15 protein-coding genes and 2 pseudogenes are annotated in these 20,550 nt (G+C 60.4%); 14 read left to right on the top strand and 3 right to left on the bottom strand.

Annotation, left to right across the window (positions count from 1 at the left end):
* Positions 1 to 227: 227 nt before the first annotated feature.
* The 13 genes and pseudogenes from ACM6IO_RS03845 to ACM6IO_RS03785 all read left to right on the top strand — a co-directional run bounded on the left by ACM6IO_RS03845 (position 228) and on the right by ACM6IO_RS03785 (position 16,982).
* Entirely contained in the window at positions 228 to 2,165 is a 1,938-nt protein-coding gene (locus tag ACM6IO_RS03845; RefSeq protein ID WP_414910982.1) for a bifunctional 5-dehydro-2-deoxygluconokinase/5-dehydro-2-deoxyphosphogluconate aldolase, read from the top strand.
* Between the two features lie 136 nt (positions 2,166 to 2,301).
* Positions 2,302 to 3,195: a myo-inosose-2 dehydratase gene (gene iolE, locus ACM6IO_RS03840; protein WP_008039119.1), complete on the top strand. Its 894-nt coding sequence runs from the start codon at positions 2,302 to 2,304 to the stop codon at positions 3,193 to 3,195.
* Positions 3,192 to 4,001, top strand: coding sequence for a 5-deoxy-glucuronate isomerase (iolB, locus tag ACM6IO_RS03835; RefSeq protein ID WP_207284599.1), 810 nt, complete (start codon positions 3,192 to 3,194; stop codon positions 3,999 to 4,001). The genes iolE and iolB overlap by 4 nt, the downstream gene beginning before the upstream one ends.
* 30 nt (positions 4,002 to 4,031) lie before the next feature.
* Positions 4,032 to 5,534 (top strand): CoA-acylating methylmalonate-semialdehyde dehydrogenase, encoded by a 1,503-nt coding sequence (locus tag ACM6IO_RS03830; RefSeq protein ID WP_223480291.1) that lies wholly within the window; start codon positions 4,032 to 4,034, stop codon positions 5,532 to 5,534.
* A 25-nt stretch (positions 5,535 to 5,559) separates the two neighbouring features.
* Entirely contained in the window at positions 5,560 to 6,381 is an 822-nt protein-coding gene (locus ACM6IO_RS03825; protein WP_414910981.1) for a TIM barrel protein, read from the top strand.
* A gap of 152 nt (positions 6,382 to 6,533) precedes the next feature.
* Complete coding sequence (gene iolD, locus ACM6IO_RS03820; RefSeq protein WP_414910980.1) at positions 6,534 to 8,465, top strand: 3D-(3,5/4)-trihydroxycyclohexane-1,2-dione acylhydrolase (decyclizing); 1,932 nt, start codon at positions 6,534 to 6,536, stop codon at positions 8,463 to 8,465.
* Positions 8,466 to 8,497: 32 nt separating this feature from the next.
* Positions 8,498 to 9,508: a Gfo/Idh/MocA family protein gene (locus tag ACM6IO_RS03815; RefSeq protein ID WP_414910979.1), complete on the top strand. Its 1,011-nt coding sequence runs from the start codon at positions 8,498 to 8,500 to the stop codon at positions 9,506 to 9,508.
* Between the two features lie 131 nt (positions 9,509 to 9,639).
* Positions 9,640 to 10,692 (top strand): Gfo/Idh/MocA family protein, encoded by a 1,053-nt coding sequence (locus ACM6IO_RS03810; protein ID WP_414910978.1) that lies wholly within the window; start codon positions 9,640 to 9,642, stop codon positions 10,690 to 10,692.
* Positions 10,693 to 10,848: 156 nt separating this feature from the next.
* The gene (locus ACM6IO_RS03805; RefSeq protein WP_008039109.1) at positions 10,849 to 11,775 is read left to right on the top strand and encodes a sugar ABC transporter substrate-binding protein; all 927 of its coding nucleotides are present in this window, start codon (positions 10,849 to 10,851) and stop codon (positions 11,773 to 11,775) included.
* Between the two features lie 70 nt (positions 11,776 to 11,845).
* Positions 11,846 to 13,411 (top strand): sugar ABC transporter ATP-binding protein, encoded by a 1,566-nt coding sequence (locus ACM6IO_RS03800; RefSeq protein WP_008039108.1) that lies wholly within the window; start codon positions 11,846 to 11,848, stop codon positions 13,409 to 13,411.
* Between the two features lie 56 nt (positions 13,412 to 13,467).
* Entirely contained in the window at positions 13,468 to 14,490 is a 1,023-nt protein-coding gene (locus ACM6IO_RS03795; RefSeq protein WP_008039101.1) for an ABC transporter permease, read from the top strand.
* Between the two features lie 299 nt (positions 14,491 to 14,789).
* A pseudogene (locus ACM6IO_RS03790) lies at positions 14,790 to 16,124 on the top strand (HAMP domain-containing protein); the annotation flags it as partial.
* A gap of 102 nt (positions 16,125 to 16,226) precedes the next feature.
* The gene (locus tag ACM6IO_RS03785) at positions 16,227 to 16,982 is read left to right on the top strand and encodes a methyl-accepting chemotaxis protein (RefSeq protein WP_411736698.1); all 756 of its coding nucleotides are present in this window, start codon (positions 16,227 to 16,229) and stop codon (positions 16,980 to 16,982) included.
* A 62-nt stretch (positions 16,983 to 17,044) separates the two neighbouring features.
* Here the strand turns inward: ACM6IO_RS03785 and chrA are convergent, their stop codons facing one another.
* From chrA to ACM6IO_RS03770, 3 genes and pseudogenes are all read right to left on the bottom strand, one after another.
* Positions 17,045 to 18,403: a chromate efflux transporter gene (gene chrA, locus ACM6IO_RS03780; protein WP_414910977.1), complete on the bottom strand. Its 1,359-nt coding sequence runs from the start codon at positions 18,401 to 18,403 to the stop codon at positions 17,045 to 17,047.
* Positions 18,396 to 18,530 (bottom strand): annotated as a pseudogene (locus ACM6IO_RS03775) (chromate resistance protein); the annotation flags it as partial. The gene chrA and the pseudogene ACM6IO_RS03775, both read right to left, overlap by 8 nt.
* A 19-nt stretch (positions 18,531 to 18,549) precedes the next feature.
* The gene (locus tag ACM6IO_RS03770) at positions 18,550 to 19,467 is read right to left on the bottom strand and encodes a LysR family transcriptional regulator (protein WP_008024727.1); all 918 of its coding nucleotides are present in this window, start codon (positions 19,465 to 19,467) and stop codon (positions 18,550 to 18,552) included.
* A 278-nt stretch (positions 19,468 to 19,745) separates the two neighbouring features.
* Here ACM6IO_RS03770 and ACM6IO_RS03765 point away from each other — a divergent pair, with 278 nt between their 5' ends.
* Positions 19,746 to 20,510 (top strand): SDR family NAD(P)-dependent oxidoreductase, encoded by a 765-nt coding sequence (locus ACM6IO_RS03765; RefSeq protein WP_192228355.1) that lies wholly within the window; start codon positions 19,746 to 19,748, stop codon positions 20,508 to 20,510.
* Positions 20,511 to 20,550: the final 40 nt, after the last annotated feature.

Raw genomic sequence — 20,550 nt, 5'->3', positions numbered from 1 at the left:
GTAGGCCCGAACAAAATCATGAGCTTGCAGTAGTGTGAGGCTTGCTGAAACGATGCACCGCGTCTGGAGTGCTTGTAATGAAGCTTATTGGAAAAAATATTCCACGTAAAAATTATTTGGAATAATTATTGATTATTCGGTCCCGGTCGTTTTAGTCTGCATCCACCAAGAGTGTTCGGCACGGTCATCGTCCTGAACACAGGCTGATAAAAATAACAGGAGCCAGCATGGGCCAGACTCGTTTTGCCAGTGGACGCCAATTGGATCTGATTTGCCTGGGGCGACTGGGTGTCGACCTCTATGCGCAGCAAGTCGGGGCGCGGTTGGAGGATGTGAGCAGCTTCGCCAAGTACCTCGGTGGATCGTCCGCCAACATCGCTTTCGGCACCGCCCGGTTGGGGCTCAAGTCGGCGATGCTGAGCCGGGTAGGGGACGACCACATGGGACGTTTCCTGGTCGAATCCCTGGCCCGCGAAGGCTGCGATACCAGCGGTATCAACGTTGATCCGGAGCACCTGACGGCGATGGTGTTGCTCGGCCTCAAGGACCGCGAGACCTTTCCTTTGGTGTTCTATCGCGAAAACTGTGCCGACATGGCGCTACAGGCCGAAGACATCAGCGAAGCCTTTATCGCCTCCAGCAAAGCCTTGCTGATCACCGGCACGCATTTCTCCACCGACGGCGTCTACAAGGCGAGCATCCAGGCGCTGGACTATGCCGAAAAACACAACGTCAAACGGGTTCTGGACATCGACTACCGCCCGGTCCTGTGGGGGCTTGCCGGCAAGGCCGACGGCGAAACCCGCTTCATTGCCGACCAGAACGTCAGTCAGCATGTGCAGAAAATCCTCCCGCGTTTCGATCTTATTGTCGGCACCGAAGAAGAGTTTCTGATTGCCGGTGGTTCCGAGGACTTGCTCACCGCGCTGCGCAATGTCCGTCGATTGAGTGACGCGACCCTGGTGGTCAAACTCGGCCCGCAAGGCTGCACGGTGATTCACGGGGTGATCCCGGAGCGTCTGGAAGATGGCGCGATTTATCCCGGCGTGCGGGTCGAAGTGCTGAACGTACTCGGGGCCGGCGATGCCTTTATGGCCGGCTTCCTCAGCGGTTGGCTGGAGGATGCCAGCGACGAGCATTGCTGCCGGCTGGCCAATGCCTGCGGTGGCCTGGTGGTGTCACGCCATGCCTGCGCCCCGGCGATGCCGACCCGTGCCGAGCTCGATTACCTGTTCAACAGTCCGGTGCCGATTACCCGGCCGGATCAGGACGCCACGTTGCAACGCCTGCATCAGGTCAGTGTGTCGCGCAAGCCGTGGAAGCAACTGTTCATCTTTGCCTTCGACCATCGCTGGCAACTGGTGGATCTGGCGCAAAAGGGCGGTCGCGACCTCGGCGTCATCAGCGAACTCAAACAGCTCTTTATCAAAGCCGTGGAGCGGGTCGAACGCGATTTGCGCGAGCAGGGCATCGAGGCCGATGTCGGGCTGCTGGCGGACCAGCGTTTCGGCCAGGACTCGCTGAACGCGGCCACCGGTCGTGGCTGGTGGGTGGCGCGGCCGGTCGAGATACAAAACTCCCGTCCATTGGCCTTCGAACACGGCCGTTCGATCGGCAGTAACCTGATTGCCTGGCCGCAAGAGCAAATCATCAAATGCCTGGTGCAATTTCACCCGGACGACGAGCCAATGCTACGCCTGGAGCAGGAATCGCAGATCAAGGGTTTGTACCAGGCGTCGCAAGTCAGCGGTCATGAACTGCTGCTGGAAATCATCCCGCCCAAGGATCATCCCTCGACGCACCCGGACGTGTTGTATCGCGCGCTCAAGCGCCTCTACAACCTGGGCATCTACCCGGCGTGGTGGAAGATCGAAGCCCAGAGTGCGGAGGAGTGGAAGCAACTCGACGAGCTGATCCAGGAGCGCGATCCGTACTGCCGAGGCGTGGTGTTGCTGGGCTTGAATGCCCCGGCGGCGACATTGGCCGAAGGGTTTCAACAGGCGAGCCAGAGCCGGACATGTCGAGGGTTCGCCGTGGGGCGGACGATTTTTCAGGAACCAAGCCGTGCGTGGCTGGCTGGGGAAATCGACGACGAGGCGCTGATTCGACAGGTGCAGGGCACGTTTGTCGAATTGATCGATGCCTGGCGCACAGCCCGCGCTTGACGCGACACCGCGTTATCGTTGTTCGCGGGCAAGCCTCGCTCCTACAGATCACCGTAGCTTCCCGTAGGAGCGAGGCTTGCCCGCGAAGGCGGCCTCAGATTCAACGGAAATTCAGAAAACAATAAAAGGTGCAGCCATGCCCGCTATCCGAATTGGCATCAACCCGATCTCCTGGAGCAACGACGACCTGCCGTCCCTCGGTGGTGAGACGCCGCTGAGCACCGCCCTCGGCGAAGGCAAGGAGATCGGCTACGAAGGCTTCGAACTCAACGGCAAATTCCCCAAGGACGCCAAAGGCGTTGGCGATGTACTGCGCCCGTATGACCTGGCGCTGGTGTCCGGCTGGTATTCCAGTCGCCTGGCACGCCGCTCCGTGGCCGAGGAAATCGACGCCATTGCCAGTCATGTCGAGCTGCTGGCGAAGAACGGCGCCAAGGTGCTGGTTTACGGTGAAGTCGCCGATTCCATTCAAGGGCAACGTATTCCTCTGGTCGAACGCCCGCGTTTTCACACCGAACAGGCGTGGCAGGAATACGCTGACAAACTGACCGAGCTGGCGCGCTTCACCCTGTCACAGGGTGTACGCCTGGCGTATCACCACCATATGGGCGCCTACGTCGAATCCCCGTCGGACATCGACACCCTGATGACGTTGACCGGCAGTGAAGTCGGCCTGCTGTTCGATTCGGGCCATTGCTACATGGGGGGCGGTGAACCCTTGCAGGTGCTGCGCAAACACATCTCACGCATTTGCCATGTGCATTTCAAGGACGTGCGCAAACCGGTAGTGCAGTTGGCGCGCAACAATCTATGGAGCTTCCCGGACTGCATCATCAACGGCACCTTCACCGTGCCGGGAGATGGCGACATCGACTTCGCCGAACTGCTCGACGTTCTGCTGGCGGCCGATTACCAGGGCTGGCTGGTGGTCGAGGCCGAGCAGGACCCGGCGGTGGCCCCGAGCTACGTCTATGCCAAAAAAGGCTTCGACACCTTGCGTGCGCTGCTCGACGAGAGGACGGCACGATGAGCCTGCTGGTCAAAAGCAATGCCCGTGGCGGGACCATGGTCGAGTTGGGCAAAGGTGAACTTGAATACGTCGGTTTCGCCGCTTACCGCTTGAGCCTCGGCGAAACCCTGCCGGTCTCTGCCGGTGACAAGGAACTGTGCCTGGTGCTGCTCAGCGGGCGGGTCGGCATCAAGGGTGAAACGCCGGGGCAGGGCGTGTTCGACTGGGACAATCTTGGGGATCGCCAGTCGGTGTTTGAAGACAAATCCCCGTTCGCCGCGTACTTGCCGCCCGGCAGTCAGGCTCGGATTGTTGCGTTGAGTGATGTGCAGATCGCCGTTTGCGCGGCGCCCGGTGCGCCAACCGAGAACCTCGGCCCACGGCTGATCAAACCCGAGACCATGAAACGCAGCGTGCGCGGCAAGGGCGCCAATACCCGCTACGTCTGCGACATCCTGCCGGACACCGAGCCGGCCCATTCGCTGCTGGTGGTGGAAGTGCGCACGCCTTCGGGGCACTCGTCGAGCTACCCGCCGCACAAGCACGACACCGACGATCTGCCGCACCAGAGCTTTCTCGAAGAAACCTATTACCACCAGATCAACCCGCCCCAGGGCTTCGTGTTCCAACGGGTCTACACCGACGATCGCAGCATCGATCAGGCCATGGCCGTGGAAAACAACGACCTTGTGGTCGTGCCCAAGGGTTATCACCCGGTCAGTGTGCCGTACGGCTACGAGTCGTATTACCTGAACGTGATGGCGGGCCCGAAACGCGTCTGGCAATTCCATAACGATCCGCAGCACAGCTGGCTGCTGGATCTCTGAATTCCAACCTCTGCACGGAGAACAAGCACAATGAGCGACGCCCAGGTTGTAGGTCATTACATCGATGGTCAGGTGCAAGACAGCGGCAGTGAAAGGTTCAGCAACGTCTTCAACCCGGCCACCGGCAGCGTTCAGGCGCGGGTCGGGTTGGCCAGCCAGAAGACCGTGGAACAGGCTGTCGCCTCGGCCCTGAAAGCTTTTCCGGCCTGGTCCGAGCAATCGTCCCTGCGACGCTCGCGGGTGATGTTCAAGTTCAAGGAGCTGCTCGACCGCCATCACGATGAGCTGGCGGAAATCATCAGCCGCGAACACGGCAAGGTCTTTTCCGACGCCAAGGGCGAGGTCACCCGCGGCATCGAAATCGTCGAATACGCCTGCGGTGCGCCGAACCTGCTAAAAACCGAGTTCAGCGACAACATCGGCGGCGGCATCGACAACTGGAACCTGCGTCAGCCGCTCGGTGTTTGCGCCGGGGTCACGCCGTTCAACTTCCCGGTGATGGTGCCGCTGTGGATGATTCCGCTGGCGCTGGTCACCGGTAACTGCTTCATCCTCAAGCCGTCCGAGCGCGATCCGTCCGCCAGTTTGCTGATGGCCCGCCTGCTGACCGAAGCCGGCTTGCCGGACGGTGTGTTCAACGTGGTCCAGGGGGACAAGACGGCGGTCGACGCCTTGCTGCAACACCCGGACATCGAAGCGATTTCGTTTGTCGGTTCAACGCCGATCGCCGAGTACATCCACCAGCAGGCGACCTCGCGTGGCAAGCGTGTACAGGCGCTGGGCGGGGCGAAGAACCACATGATCGTCATGCCCGATGCGGATCTGGATCAAGCGGCGGATGCCCTGATCGGCGCCGCTTATGGTTCGGCCGGTGAGCGCTGCATGGCGATTTCGATTGCCGTGGCAGTCGGTGATGTCGGTGACCGACTGATTGCCAAATTGTTGCCGCGTATCGATCAGTTGAAAGTCGGCAATGGCCTGCAGGGTGACACCGACATGGGGCCATTGGTGACCGCCGAACACAAGGCCAAGGTTGAAGGCTTCATCGATCAGGGCGTGGCCCAGGGCGCGCATCTGATCGTTGACGGGCGCAACTTCAAGGTGCCGGGTGCCGAGAATGGTTTCTTCGTCGGCGCGACGCTGTTCGACAACGTCACGACCGGGATGAGCATCTACCAGCAGGAAATTTTCGGGCCGGTGCTGGGCATCGTTCGCGTGCCGGATTTCGCCAGTGCCGTGGCCCTGATCAACGCACATGAGTTCGGCAACGGCGTGTCGTGTTTTACCAGCGACGGCGGGATTGCCCGTGCCTTTGCGCGCAGCATCAAGGTTGGCATGGTCGGCATCAACGTGCCGATTCCGGTACCCATGGCCTGGCATTCGTTCGGCGGCTGGAAGCGCTCGCTGTTCGGCGACCACCATGCCTACGGCGAAGAAGGCATCCGCTTCTACAGCCGCTATAAAAGCGTGATGCAGCGCTGGCCCGACAGCATCGCCAAGGGCCCGGAATTCAGCATGCCGACGGCCAAATAATTCACCTGTGCGGAGAACAACAATAATGAGCAAGCCGCTGCGTTTCGCCTTGAACCGTATGGTCGCCCCACGCTTGTCCCTGCCTGCGTTCATCGAGTTGGCGGTGACCCTCAAGGCCGACGCCATTGAGATCCGCAACGACCTCAAGGGCATCGAGATCGAGGATGGGACCGCGCCCGGGCACGTCCGGGAGTTGTGTGCGGCCCAAGGCATCACCGTGCTGTCGATCAACGCGTTGTATCCGTTTGATGTGTGGAATGACGAGCGCCGTGCGCAGGCGTTGAAACTCGCCGCTTACGCACGTGATTGTGGCGCGCAGGGGTTGGTCATGTGCCCGTTGAACGACCGGGCCGATCCGCGCAGCGAGGCCGAACGCGCTTCGGGCCTGCGCACGGCGTTGAGTCAGCTGGCGCCGATCCTGCGCGATCACGGCATCCTCGGTTTCATCGAACCGCTGGGCTTCGAAGAATGTTCGCTGCGGCGCAAACGCACGGCGGTCGATGCGATCAGGGCCATCGGCGGGCTCGATGTGTTCCGTCTGGTGCACGACACCTTTCATCATCACCTGGCCGGTGAACAGGAGTTTTTCCCTGAGTTGACCGGGCTGGTGCACATCTCCGGCGTCGAGGATACCGATGCGCCGTTGGCGACCATCCGCGATGGCCATCGGGTGCTGGTGGGCGAGGGCGACATTCTCGGCAACGCGGTGCAGATCGAGACCTTGCTCGGCAGCGGCTACAGCGGCTACCTGTCGTTCGAACCGTTTGCCGACAGCGTGCATGGGCTGGTGGATATCGAGCAGGCGATCGGCGCGAGCATGGATCACCTGCAAAAATCCCTGGGCTGACATCGTTCGTCAGCCTAATGGAGGTCCAATGTGGGAGCGGGCTTGCTCGCGAAAGAGGTGTGTCAGGCGACATAAATATTGAATGTGCCGCCGCTTTCGCGAGCAAGCCCGCTCCCACAGGGATCGGATTGCATTCACAAAAAGGTGCAAGCATGACCACTACAAGACTGACCATGGCCCAGGCCCTGGTGAAATTCCTCGATAACCAGTACATCGAGGTCGATGGGGTTCAGAGCAAATTCGTCGCCGGGATATTTACCATCTTCGGCCACGGCAACGTGCTGGGTCTGGGGCAAGCCCTGGAGCAGGACAGCGGCGACCTGATCGTCCATCAGGGCCGCAACGAACAAGGCATGGCCCACGCCGCCATCGGGTTCGCCAAGCAGCATCTGCGACGCAAGATCTACGCCTGTACTTCGTCGGTGGGGCCAGGTGCGGCGAACATGCTGACCGCTGCCGCCACCGCGACAGCCAACCGCATTCCCTTGCTGTTGTTGCCGGGTGATGTCTACGCCTGCCGCCAGCCAGATCCGGTGCTGCAACAGATCGAGCAGTTCCATGACCTGAGCATCAGCACCAACGATGCGTTCAAGGCCGTGAGCAAATACTGGGATCGCATCAACCGTCCCGAGCAACTGATGACCGCCGCGATTCACGCCATGCGCGTGCTCACCGACCCCGCTGAAACCGGTGCGGTAACCCTGGCCTTGCCGCAAGACGTGCAAGCCGAGGCTTACGACTACCCCGATTACTTCCTGCAAAAGCGCGTGCACCGCATCGAGCGCCGTCCGGCGACCGAAGCGATGCTCGACGATGCCGTGGCTTTGTTCAAAGGCAAGCGCAAACCGCTGATCATCTGCGGCGGCGGAGTTAAATACTCTGGCGCCAACGCGGCGTTACAGGCCTTTGCCGAGCGCTTCGATATTCCCTTTGCCGAAACCCAGGCCGGCAAAAGCTCGGTGGTCTCCAGCCATGCCCTGAACGTCGGCGGCATCGGTGAGACCGGCTGTTTGGCGGCAAACCTGCTGGCCAGGGATGCAGATCTGATCATCGGTATCGGCACTCGTTACAGCGACTTCACTACCGCGTCGAAATCCTTGTTCCAGCACCCTGAAGTGCAATTCCTCAACCTCAATATCAGCCCGTGCGACGCCCTGAAGCTCGACGGCGTGCAACTGCTGGCGGACGCCCGGACCGGTTTGCAGGCGCTGGCCGAAGCGCTGGGCGACTACCGCTCCGGTTGGGGTGATCAACCCCGTCAGGCCAGGGCGCAGCTGGATGAGGAAGTCGATCGCCTTTATCAGATCGAATACCAGACCCAGGACTTCACCCCGGAAATCAACGATCACCTGGACCCGGCAGTGTTGCGCGAATTCATCGAGTTGACCGGCTCGTGCCTGACCCAGAGCCGCGTACTCGGCGTGCTCAATGAAACCCTCGCGGATGACGCGGTGATCGTTGCCGCCGCCGGCAGCCTGCCGGGTGACTTGCAGCGCAGCTGGCGCAGCAAAGGCGTGAACACCTATCACGTCGAGTACGGATATTCGTGCATGGGCTATGAGATCAATGCTGCATTGGGGGTGAAACTCGCCGAGCCTGAGCGCGAGGTCTATGCGCTGGTGGGCGATGGCTCCTACATGATGTTGCACTCGGAATTGGCGACCTCGATTCAGGAGCGGCGCAAGATCAACGTGGTGCTGCTCGACAACATGACCTTCGGCTGCATCAACAACCTGCAGATGGGCAACGGCATGGACAGCTTCGCTACCGAGTTCCGTTACCGCAACCCGCAAACCGGCAAGCTTGACGGCGGTTTCGTTCCGGTGGATTTCGCCATGAGCGCGGCGGCCTATGGCTGCAAGACCTACAAAGTGAACACCGTTGAAGAGTTGCACGCCGCGTTGGCGGATGCGCGCTTGCAGACCGTGTCGACCCTGATCGATATCAAGGTCCTGCCCAAAACCATGATTCACGGCTACCTGTCCTGGTGGCGGGTCGGCGTGGCGCAAGTCTCCACCAGCGCCCGCACCGATGCGGTGGCCAAGACCCTGAACGAACGACTGGCCAAGGCCCGTCAGTACTGATTGCCCTGAAACGAACAAACAGAAGTGTTTATATGTCTTTGAAGCTTGGCGTCATCGGCACCGGGGCCATCGGCCAGGACCACATCCGTCGTTGCAGCCAGACCTTGCTCAACAGTCAGGTGGTCGCGGTCACCGACATCAATTTGCAGCAAGCGGCCAAGGTCGTTTCCGATCTGAAACTGACTGCCGAGGTCTATCCCGACGGTCATGCGCTGATCAAGGCGCCGGAAGTCGAAGCGATCCTCGTCACCTCCTGGGGGCCGAGCCACGAAGCGTTCGTATTGGCAGCGATTGCCGCGGGCAAACCGGTGTTCTGCGAGAAACCTCTGGCGGTCACCGCCGAAGGCTGCCGCAAGATCGTCGAGGCCGAAGTGGCCCATGGCAAGCGGCTGGTGCAGGTCGGTTTCATGCGTCCGTACGATGAAGGGTATCGCGCGTTGAAATCAGTGATCGACAGTGGCCAGATCGGCGAACCGTTGATGCTGCATTGCGCTCACCGTAACCCCACGGTGGGCGAGAACTACAATACTGACATGGCGATCACCGACACGCTGATCCATGAGCTGGACGTGCTGCGCTGGTTGCTCGACGACGATTACGTTTCGGTGCAGGTAGTGTTCCCGCGCAAAAGCAGTAAGGCCCTCGCGCATTTGAAAGACCCGCAGATCGTTCTGCTGGAAACCGCCAAGGGCACGCGCATCGACGTGGAAGTTTTCGTCAATTGCCAGTACGGCTACGACATCCAGTGCGAAGTAGTGGGGGAGACCGGCATCGCGAAACTGCCGGAGCCGTCCCAGGTTCAATTGCGTAGCGGGGCGAAGTTGTCCAACGCGATTCTGATGGACTGGAAGGATCGCTTCATCGCGGCGTACGACGTCGAGTTGCAGGCGTTCATTGATGGTGTAAGGGCCGGGCAGGTGGGTGGGCCTTCGGCGTGGGATGGCTTTGCTGCCGCTGTCGCCGCCGATGCATGCATCGAAGCGCAAAACAGCGGGGCGATCGTCAACGTCGCACTCCCTGATCGCCCCCGCTTCTACGGCTAACCGCAATACCTGTGGGAGCGGGCTTGCTCGCGAAAGCGGTCCTTCAGTCGACAAAGATGGTGCCTGACACACCGCCTTCGCGAGCAAGCCCGCTCCCACAGGGTCCACGTTCTTTCAGGGGAAATACGTGTATGCGCATCGGACTTGTCGGTTACGGCCATGGCGGCCGGTTTTTCCATGCTCCGCTGATCAGCAGTTTGCCAACGGCGACCTTCGTGGGCGTGGTTACCCGCTCCCCCGAGCGCCGACAATTGCTGGCCGCGGAGCATCCCGGCGTGCCAGCCTTCGACAGCATCGGCCAATTGGTGGAAGCCGGAATCGATGTGTTGGTGGTGTCGACACCACTCAAGGGCCGCCCGGCACTGGTGCTCGACGGCATTGAGTACGGCGTGGCAGTGGTCAGCGATAAGCCGTTTGCTGCCGATGCGCAACAGGCACAAACCCTGATTACCATGGCCGAGCGCCAGGGTGTGCGGCTCAGCGTCTATCAGAATCGGCGCTGGGATTCGGATTTCCTCACCGTACGCAAACTCATCGAGTCCGGCGCGCTGGGCCAGGTCACCCGTTTTGAGTCGCGGATCGAGCGCTACTCGCCGCAGTCGGTGAACAACGGCAGTGGCGGCGGCTTCCTGCGGGATCTGGGCAGCCATCTGGTGGATCAGGCGTTGTTGCTGTTCGGTCCGGTGACACGGGTCTATGCCGAACTGGATTACCTGGAGAAAGGCCAGACGTTCGATAACGGCTTTTTTATGTCCCTGACTCACGCCAGCGGTGTGACCTCGCACCTGGGGGGCAGTTGCCTGCAAAACACCCCCGGCCCGCGCTTTCGGGTGACCGGCACGCAAGGCTGTTACAGCGTCGATGGTCTGGACGGGCAGGAGGCGTCGGCGCTTGCCGGGCTCTCGCCTAAAACCGAAGGCGAACGCTGGGGCGTGGAGGAGCACCGACGCTGGGGCTGGTTCGAGCAGGGCGAAGAGCGCGAACGGGTTCCCTCCGAGCGGGGCTGTTGGAATCAGTTCTATTTACAGCTACAAACCGCGTTGCAGAGCGGTGGCCCACTGCCTGTGGACGCCCGTGATGCACTGGCGACCACCCGTGTGCTAGACGCCGCGCGGCTGAGTTTCAAGCGCCATCAAGCGGTGGAGTTGAGCCCGTTCGAAAGCCATGGAACAAAATCAGAATAAAATTCTAAAATTGGTTGATATAGAAAATATTTTCCAATAAAGTCATTTCCAGCGAGCTGCCTCGCGTTATGTTTCAACACTTTTCCTGCTTGTCCGCTTACTGAAATCGTCACGCCTCATCCATAAAACCAACAAGAATGTGGAGAAAGACTTTTCATGAAGACCAAGATCCGTTTTGCCTCACTTGCCCTGTCCCTGATGGTCGCCAGCGGCGCTGTGCTGGCCGATGTGAAGATCGGCGTCAGCATGTCCCAGTTCGATGACACCTGGCTGACCTACCTGCGTGAATCCATGGACAAGAAAGCCAAGTCCTACCCCGACGGCGTCCAGCTGCAATTCGAAGATGCCCGCAGCGACGTGGTCAAGCAACTGAGCCAGGTCGAAAGCTTTATCAGCCAGAAAGTCGATGCCATCGTGGTCAACCCGGTGGATACGGCTGCAACCAAAAAAATCACTGAAGCCGCCGTGAAGGCCGGTATTCCGCTGGTCTATGTCAACCGCCGCCCCGATGACCTGAACCTGCCCAAAGGTGTGGTGACTGTCGCTTCCAACGACCTGGAGGCCGGTGAAATGCAAATGCAGTACCTGGCCGACAAGATGGGCGGCAAGGGCGATATTGTGATTTTGCTGGGTGACCTCGCGAACAACTCCACCACCAATCGCACCAAGGGCGTCAAGGAAGTACTGGCCAAATACCCGAACATCAAAATCGAGCAAGAGCAGAGCGGTATCTGGCTGCGGGATAAAGGCATGACCCTGGTCAACGACTGGCTGACCCAGGGCCGCAAGTTTGACGCGATCGTCTCCAACAACGACGAAATGGCCATTGGCGCCGCGATGGCCCTGCAACAGGCGGGCGTCGAAAAAGGCAGTGTGTTGATTGCGGGTGTCGATGGTACGCCGGACGGTTTGAATGCCGTGAAGAAAGGCTCGCTGGCGGCTTCGGTGTTTCAGGACGCCAAGGGGCAGGCCGACGGTTCCATCGATACTGCAGTGAGAATGGCGAAAAACGAGCCGGTCGAGTCGGCTGTCTGGGTGCCGTTCCGCCTGATCACACCGCAAAACGTTGACCAGTTCAAATAGTCCGTCCGTTCAATAACAACAATAAGTACGCAAGGTGGCGAGCGCGACCTTGCTGATGGAGTACCTGATCATGTTCGCTTCAGCGACTGCTTCGAGCACCCCTTTGAAAGGTGCCCAGCCCACTGCAACACCTGTCGATGAGCCGTACCTGCTGGAGATCGTCAACGTCAGCAAGGGTTTTCCCGGTGTAGTGGCGTTGTCCGATGTGCAGCTGCGGGTGCGCCCCGGTTCCGTGCTGGCGCTCATGGGCGAAAATGGCGCCGGCAAGTCCACCCTGATGAAAATCATCGCCGGCATCTACCAGCCAGACGCCGGCGAACTTCGCCTGCGGGGCAAACCGGTGGTTTTTGAAACGCCGCTGGCGGCGCTTCAGGCCGGGATCGCAATGATCCACCAGGAACTCAACCTGATGCCGCACATGAGCATCGCCGAAAACATCTGGATTGGCCGTGAGCAGCTCAACGGCTTCCACATGATCGACCACCGGGAAATGCACCGCTGCACGGCGAAATTGCTGGAGCGCCTGCGGATCAACCTCGACCCCGAAGAGCTGGTCGGCAATCTGAGCATCGCCGAGCGGCAGATGGTCGAGATCGCCAAGGCCGTGTCCTATGACTCCGATATCCTGATCATGGACGAACCGACTTCGGCCATCACCGACAAGGAGGTCGCCCACCTGTTTTCGATCATTGCCGACCTGAAAAGCCAGGGCAAAGGCATCATCTATATCACCCACAAAATGAACGAAGTGTTCGCTATCGCCGATGAAGTGGCGGTGTTCCGCGATGGCGCCTACATAGGCCTGCAGCGGGCCGACAGCATGGACAGCGACAGCCTGATTTCGATGATGGTCGGTCGTGAGTTGAGCCAGTTGTTTCCGGTGCGCGACGAGCCGATTGGCGATCTGTTGCTGTCGGTGCGCGACCTCAAGCTGGATGGCATCTTCAAAGGCGTCTCTTTCGACCTGCATGCCGGGGAGATCCTTGGCATTGCCGGGTTGATGGGCTCCGGACGGACCAACGTGGCCGAAGCTATTTTCGGCATTACCCCGAGCGATAGTGGCGAGATTCGCCTCGATGGCGAAGTGGTGCGCATCAGCGATCCACACATGGCGATCGAGAAGGGTTTCGCACTGTTGACCGAGGATCGCAAGCTCAGCGGCCTGTTCCCATGCCTTTCGGTACTGGAGAACATGGAAATGGCGGTGCTGCCGCACTACGCCGGCCACGGCTTCATTCAGCAGAAAGCCTTGCGGGTGTTGTGCGAAGACATGTGCAAGAAGCTGCGGGTGAAAACCCCTTCACTGGAGCAGTGCATCGACACCTTGTCCGGCGGCAATCAGCAGAAGGCCTTGTTGGCGCGCTGGCTGATGACCAACCCACGAATCCTGATTCTCGACGAGCCGACCCGCGGTATCGATGTCGGCGCCAAGGCCGAGATTTACCGACTCATCTCCTACCTCGCCGGCGAAGGCATGGCGGTGATCATGATTTCCTCGGAACTGCCGGAAGTGCTCGGCATGAGCGACCGGGTGATGGTCATGCACGAGGGCGAACTGATGGGCACCCTCGACCGCAGCGAAGCGACTCAGGAACGAGTGATGCAACTGGCCTCGGGCATGTCCTCGGTTCATTAATGATGCGGGTGGTGGCTACGGCCGCCGTCGATGACGCAATAGAAAGGTGAGTGGCTATGAACGCGATACTGGAAAACAAACCGGCAGCGGCACCGGCCAAGAGTCGCCGGCGCTTTCCGACCGAGCTGAGCATCTTCCTGGTGCTGATCGGGATCGGCCTGGTATTTGAAATGTTCGGCTGGATCGTGCGCGACCAGAGCTTCCTGATGAACTCCCAGCGGTTGGTGTTGATGATCCTGCAAGTGTCGATCATCGGCCTGCTGGCGATTGGCGTGACCCAGGTGATCATCACCACCGGCATCGACCTGTCGTCGGGCTCGGTGCTGGCCTTGTCGGCGATGATCGCTGCCAGCCTGGCGCAGACCTCGGATTTCACTCGGGCGGTATTCCCGTCGCTGACTGACTTGCCGGTGTGGATTCCAGTGATTGTCGGGCTCGGCGTCGGGCTGTTGGCGGGGGCAATCAACGGCAGCATCATTGCCATCACCGGGATTCCTCCGTTCATTGCCACCCTGGGCATGATGGTCTCGGCCCGTGGCCTGGCGCGTTACTACACCGAAGGCCAGCCAGTGAGCATGCTGTCGGATTCCTACACGGCGATTGGTCACGGTGCGATGCCGGTGATCATTTTCCTGGTGGTGGCGGTGATCTTCCACATCGCGCTGCGCTACACCAAGTACGGCAAATACACCTACGCCATCGGCGGCAACATGCAGGCGGCGCGCACGTCGGGTATTAACGTCAAACGCCATCTGGTCATCGTCTACAGCATCGCCGGGTTGCTGGCGGGGCTGGCGGGCGTGGTGGCTTCGGCCCGTGCCGCCACCGGGCAGGCCGGGATGGGCATGTCCTATGAACTGGATGCGATTGCCGCAGCGGTCATCGGCGGCACCAGCCTGGCGGGCGGGGTGGGGCGCATCACCGGCACGGTCATCGGCGCACTGATCCTTGGGGTGATGGCCAGCGGGTTCACTTTCGTCGGGGTCGATGCCTACATCCAGGACATCATCAAGGGCTTGATCATCGTGGTCGCGGTGGTCATCGACCAATACCGCAACAAGCGCAAACTCAAGCGCTGACATTGACTGCCAGCAGCGGGGGCCGGCTCTGGCTCTCGCTGCCATGTCCGTTGCCGCCTTGTCTCGCAAGCCGCGCATGTGGAGGTCGGCCAGGTAGTGATTCAAGTAGAGATAGTCTGTCGCAAAATTTTACACAGGGGCCCTCTGTCTGCGGCGGCGCGGTTCCGATTTTTTAATTAAATCATTGTAACTAAAAGACTTTATGTCTTTGGCGTGAAAAGTGCTGGTGATTGATGTCAGGGGGCCAGTACTGCTTGCTGAGCTGACCCGATCCACGTTGCCGTCGGGTTCCGCCGTCAATGCGCGCATCGTCGGACCTCAACCAGTATCTCCGCACAAGGACTGCTTCAATGCCTCTTGACCGACTTTCCATCCAATGGAAGATCACCTTGCTGACCGGCTTCTGTCTGGTGGCTATCGTTGCCATGCTCATCGGCATCTCGCTCTACCGCATGGGGGCCGGGACCACGCTGGTCAAGGCGAGCAGTGCGCAGATGCTCGAAGCATCGGCCCGCGAACGCATGCAAGGGGAGGGCAAGGTTCAGGCGTTGACCATCCAGCGTTACTTCATGTCGGCCTACCAGGATGGCCTGAACTTATCCCGCGAAGTAATGCGCCAGCGGCGCCAGGCGCAGAAACTGAATCTGGACGGCCAGGCCCTGCGTGATTCGCTCAACCAGCAGATCAAAGAGGCGTTGCAGGCCAACCCGCAACTGCTCAGCCTCTACCTGGTGTTCGAACCTGATGCGCTGGGCGGCGACGATTCCGCCTTTGCCGGCCATGCCGAAACGGGCAGTAACGAACAAGGTCGCTTCGCCACTTACTGGGCACAGCGCGGTGCAAGCCTGAATACCCTGGCGGTGACCGAAGACATGATCAGCGACGCCACGCCCATGCTCGACGGCAGCCCTTTCAATACCTGGTTCAACTGCCCCAAGCAAAGCCTTAAACCCTGCTTGTTGAATCCCTACTTTGATGACGCTTCGGGGCAGAAGACGCTGATCACCACCTTGACTTTTCCGGTCATCGAGAACGGTCGCATGATCGCGGTGGTCGGCATGGACATCAGCCTGAGCAATCTTCAGCAGTTGGCGACGGCGGGCAGTCATGGCCTTTATCAGGGGCAGGGCGCCATCAGTATCCTCAGCCCGGCCGGCTTGCTGGCCGGTCACAGTGTGGACGCCGGCCTGCTCGGCCAGAGCCTGTCCAAGGCCTACCCGGGCGAAGCGGCCGAGCTGCTGGACTTGCAACGCCAGGGGCAGGGGCATGAGCAGCAGACGAACGACCATTTGCAGGTGCTGGCACCGCTGCAACCCATTCCAGATGCCAAGCCCTGGGCCGTGTTGCTGGACGTGCCCATGACGACCCTGCTGGCGCCGGCCATGGCCTTGCAGAACGATCTGGACGTGCGCAACACCCAGGGAACCTGGCTGGAGCTGCTGCTCGGGATAGCCGCCGCCATCGCCGGTCTGCTCCTGGTGTGGCTGACCGCGCGTGGCGTGACCCGACCGATCCTTGGGGTCGCCAGCATGCTCAAGGACATCGCCAGCGGTGAAGGCGACCTGACCCGTCGCCTCGACTACTCGCGCAAGGACGAGCTGGGCGAACTGGCCGGTTGGTTCAACCGCTTCCTCGACAAGCTGCAACCGGTGATTGCCGACGTCAAGCGTTCGGTGCAGGACGCCCGCAGCACCGCCGATCAGTCCGCGGCGATCGCCAGCCAGACCAGCTCCGGCATGCAGCAGCAATATCGCGAAGTGGACCAGGTGGCCACGGCCTCCAACGAGATGAGCGCCACCGCCCAGGATGTCGCCCGCAGCGCGGCGCAGGCCGCTGAAGCGGCACGTGGTGCCGATCTCGCCACCCGCGAAGGCCTCGGCATCATCGGCCACACTACCAGCGCCATCGATGCCCTGGCGCGCGACATGAGCAGTGCCATGGCGCAGGTCGAAGGTCTGGCGGCCAACAGTGAACAGATTGGGTTGGTGCTGGAGGTGATCCGCAGCATCGCCGAGCAGACCAACTTGCTCGCCCTCAATGCCGCCATCGAAGCTGCGCGTGCCGGTGAAGCCGGGCGCGGCTTTGCGGTGGTTGCCGACGAGGTGCGCAACCTGGCCAAGCGGACCCAGGACTCGGTGGAGGAAATCCGTCAGGTCATCGAAGGTTTGCAGAAGGGGACCCGCGAGGTAGCCAGCTCAATGAACAGCAGCTACCAGCAGGCACAGGGCAGCGTCGTACACGTCGAACAGGCGGTCGCCGCCTTGCGTCGAATCGGCGAATCGGTATCGGTCATCTCCGACATGAACCTGCAGATTGCCAGTGCCGCCGAGGAGCAGAGCGCCGTGGCCGAAGAGATCAATACCAACGTGGCGACCATCCGCGATGTCACCGAGTCCCTTTCGGGGCAGGCCGAGGAGTCGGCCCAGGTGAGCCAGGCGCTGAACCGCCTGGCCAACCATCAGCAGGGGCTGATGCAGCAGTTTCGGGTTTAGTCTGGTTCAGGGCGTGGGTGAAGGCCATTTATGCGATTCACCCTCGCATTCCTTGCACCAGGCTAACGCAACAGATGCACGGTCAAACCGACGAGCGCGCAGGCCATCAGCACCTGAATGACGCCCCGCTTGAAGCGGAACAAGGCAACCGCCGCCGCAATCGCGATCAGCGCGGAGGGCCAGTCGAGGTTGCCGCTGAAGCCTGTTGGCCAAAGCACGTGATAGCCGAAGAAACACGCCAGATTGAGGATCACTCCAACCACGGCGGCTGTTATCGCGGTAAGCGGTGCCGTGAACTTGAGTTCGTTGTGGGTCGACTCCACCAGCGGGCCACCCGCGAGGATGAACAGGAACGAGGGCAGGAAGGTGAACCAGGTCACCAGCGAGGCCGCCACGGCCCCGGCCAGAAACACCTGATCGGCTCCGAACACTTGCGAGACATAGGCGCCGACAAAGCCGACGAAGGCCACGACCATGATCAGCGGCCCCGGTGTGGTTTCCCCCAGGGCCAGCCCGTCGATCATTTGTGTCGGGGTCAGCCAGCCATAGTGTCCGACCGCGCCCTGGTAGACATACGGAAGCACGGCATACGCACCGCCAAAGGTCAGCAACGCGGCTTTGGTAAAGAACCAGCTCATTTGAGTCAAGGTGCCTTCCCAGCCGAAGAGGAGGGTCAAGATGCCCATCGGCAATGCCCAGAGCGTGGCGCCGATAAGTGCGAGCGACGCCAGTTTCAGCCAGTTAAAACGGGCATGCTCAGGGGTGGGGGTGTCGTCATCGATCAAGGCTGGCCCGAAGGATTTTTTGGCGGAACCATGGCCCCCGGTCCTGAACTTCTCGGGCGCCAGGCGCCCTCCGACATAGCCGATCAAAGCGGCGCTCAGCACGATCAGCGGGAATGGAACGTTGAATGCGAAGATCGCGGTAAATGATGCCGCCGCTATCGCCCACAGCCAATTGTTCTTCAGTGCCCGAGAGCCGATCCTGTGTGCCGCTTGCACCACGATGGCCGTCACGGCGGGCTTTATCCCATAGAAGAGCCCGGCCACCACGGGCATTTCGCCGAACGCGATGTACATCCACGACAACGCAATCAGGATGAACAGCGAGGGCAACACAAACAGTGCGCCCGCAATGACTCCTCCCCATGTCCGATGCATCAGCCAGCCAATGTAGGTCGCCAATTGCTGAGCCTCAGGCCCGGGCAGCAACATGCAGTAGTTGAGGGCATGCAAAAATCTGCGCTCCGAAATCCAGCGCCGCCGTTCTACCAACTCCTGGTGCATGATCGAGATCTGTCCTGCCGGCCCGCCGAAACTGATGAAGCCGAGCTTTAGCCAGAACCAGAACGCCTCACGCAAACTGACCGGCTGAGGCCTCGACAGATTCTCGTCAACTTCCAATGTGGAAACCTTACTCATCGGGTTGTTCCTCTTTCACAAATTCGTCGAGCAGGCCGTCGAAGATGGCGCTTGCCGCAGCGAGCAAGTAGTCGTCATGGGTAATGGTTTCACGCAGCCCTGCCAGCACCCGTTTGAGAGCTGATGCAGGCAGGGCGAAATCGTCCTCAAGCGGCGCTATCCAGCACCGAGCCTTGTTGTACGAACCGGTCGATCAACCACCTTGCCGCAGGGCCCGGTGGCAGATCCGTACGGTAGATGACGTCGAAGGTATATTGGCCGCTTTTGTATTCCGGTATGTTCAATTGCACGAGCCGGCCGCTCTCCAGATCTTCCTGGACCATCGGCAACGGCATATTCCCCCAACCGATGCCTTCACGCAGCAGCATGTGCTTGGCACCCAGGTCCGCCAGGCGCCAGGTGCGGTTACTGAGCACGGCGAAATCCTTGCCTTTGGTCAGAAGCGAGCGATCGGACAACACCAGTTGCGTGAACTCTCGCCCGGCACCGGGCACATTCGAGTCGCTTGAAGCCAGTGGATGATTCGGGGCTGCCACCGGAATCAACTCCACGCTGCCGACGCCAATTCTTTCGATACCGTCGATGCCTTCGTTCATCGGCCCACTGACGCCGACGATTGCACCACGGTTGATCACCAGTTCGGTGACGGCACCGAGCGCTTCCATATGCAAGTGCAGGGCAACCGTAGGGAATTCTTCGCGAAAGGATTTGAGTGCGTCGACCACGCGCTCCGGGGGAAGCATTACATCGAGCACCACGTGGACTTCGGCTTCAAGCCCCTGGAGCAGCCCTTTCACTTTGGCGCGTAAACCATGAATGCCATTGGCGATGGTCCGGGCTTCGGCCAGAACGGTGCGGCCGGCGTCGGTGAGCTGCGGCTTGCGTGTGGTCTGACGGTCAAACAGCGACACGCCGAGCTGCATTTCCAGGTTGGCAATCGAGTAGCTGATGACCGAAGTGGCTCGATGCAGCTTTCTGGCAGCCGCTGCAAAACTGCCAACTTCAACGACCGTCAGGAACACGCGCAGTTGGTCCAGTGTCGGTGTTCCGGGATCAGAAATCATGCGTGTTTCCTCGAACGTAATGGTCAATATTATCCCGGTATTGCTAACCGTTTCATCAGCCTGGATTGCCTGCCCGGCTTGCGCTTTCAACCCGACCCTCAGGGAAACTGAAACGCCAGACAGATAAGCGCAAAGCCCCGACAGGGTGAGCAAGGCTCCTAAAGAGTGGCGGGTCGCAATCGGCGACAGTTGAGTCGTCGATTGCGACACCCCCATACGTTCAGGCGTATGCGCAGCGGCTGGAATTATTCAGCTGCGCTCTTAACAGGAGAAACAAGATGACTGATTTCATTCCTACCCCCAACGAGATCGCCGGCAAAGTCGTGATTGTGACGGGCGCCGCCAGCGGTATCGGCCGTGCCATCGTCGAGCTGTTTCATGCCCGTGGCGCCAGGATCATAGCCGAAGACATCAACCCCGAAGTGAATGCACTTGAGCGCCCGGGGCTGGTGCCTTTGGTGGCGGATATCACGGTCGATGGTTCGGCTGAACAGGCTGTTGCACTGGCCGTTCAACACTTCGGCACGCTCGATGTGCTGGTCAATAATGCGGGACGGATCATCTACAAGCCTCTGGTCGAGATGACCCGCGAGGACTGGAGCTGGCAGATGGAGACAAACGTGACGGGTGCATTTCTCCATTCCCGCGAAGCGGCGAAAGAAATGATGAAGAAAAAGTCAGGCGCTATCGTCAACATTGCCTCCTATGCCTCTTACTTTGCCTTCCCCGGTATCGCGGCCTACACCGCGTCGAAAGGGGCACTGGCGCAGTTGACCCGGACCCAGGCGCTGGAGGCGATAGAACACGGTATCCGGGTCAACGCGATTGGCGTGGGTGACGTGGTCACCAATCTGCTCAATCACTTCATGGAAGACGGCCCGGGTTTCCTGCAAGAGCACGGGAAATCCGCCCCCATTGGCCGTGCCGCCTCGCCCGGGGAGATCGCCGAAATCGTGGCATTCCTGGCCTCCGAGCGCGCCAGTTTCATTGTCGGCTCGGTGGTCATGGCCGATGGCGGCATGAGCATTCCCGTGGGCGGTTGATGGGGCGGTTGTACCTGCGGCACGGTGCACGCCGTGTCGC

Source organism: Pseudomonas sp. IT-P44 (genome assembly GCF_949768225.1).
Lineage (GTDB): Bacteria > Pseudomonadota > Gammaproteobacteria > Pseudomonadales > Pseudomonadaceae > Aquipseudomonas > Aquipseudomonas migulae.
Note: the sequence above shows the minus strand (reverse complement) of the source record. Positions and strands in the feature narration are given on the sequence as shown.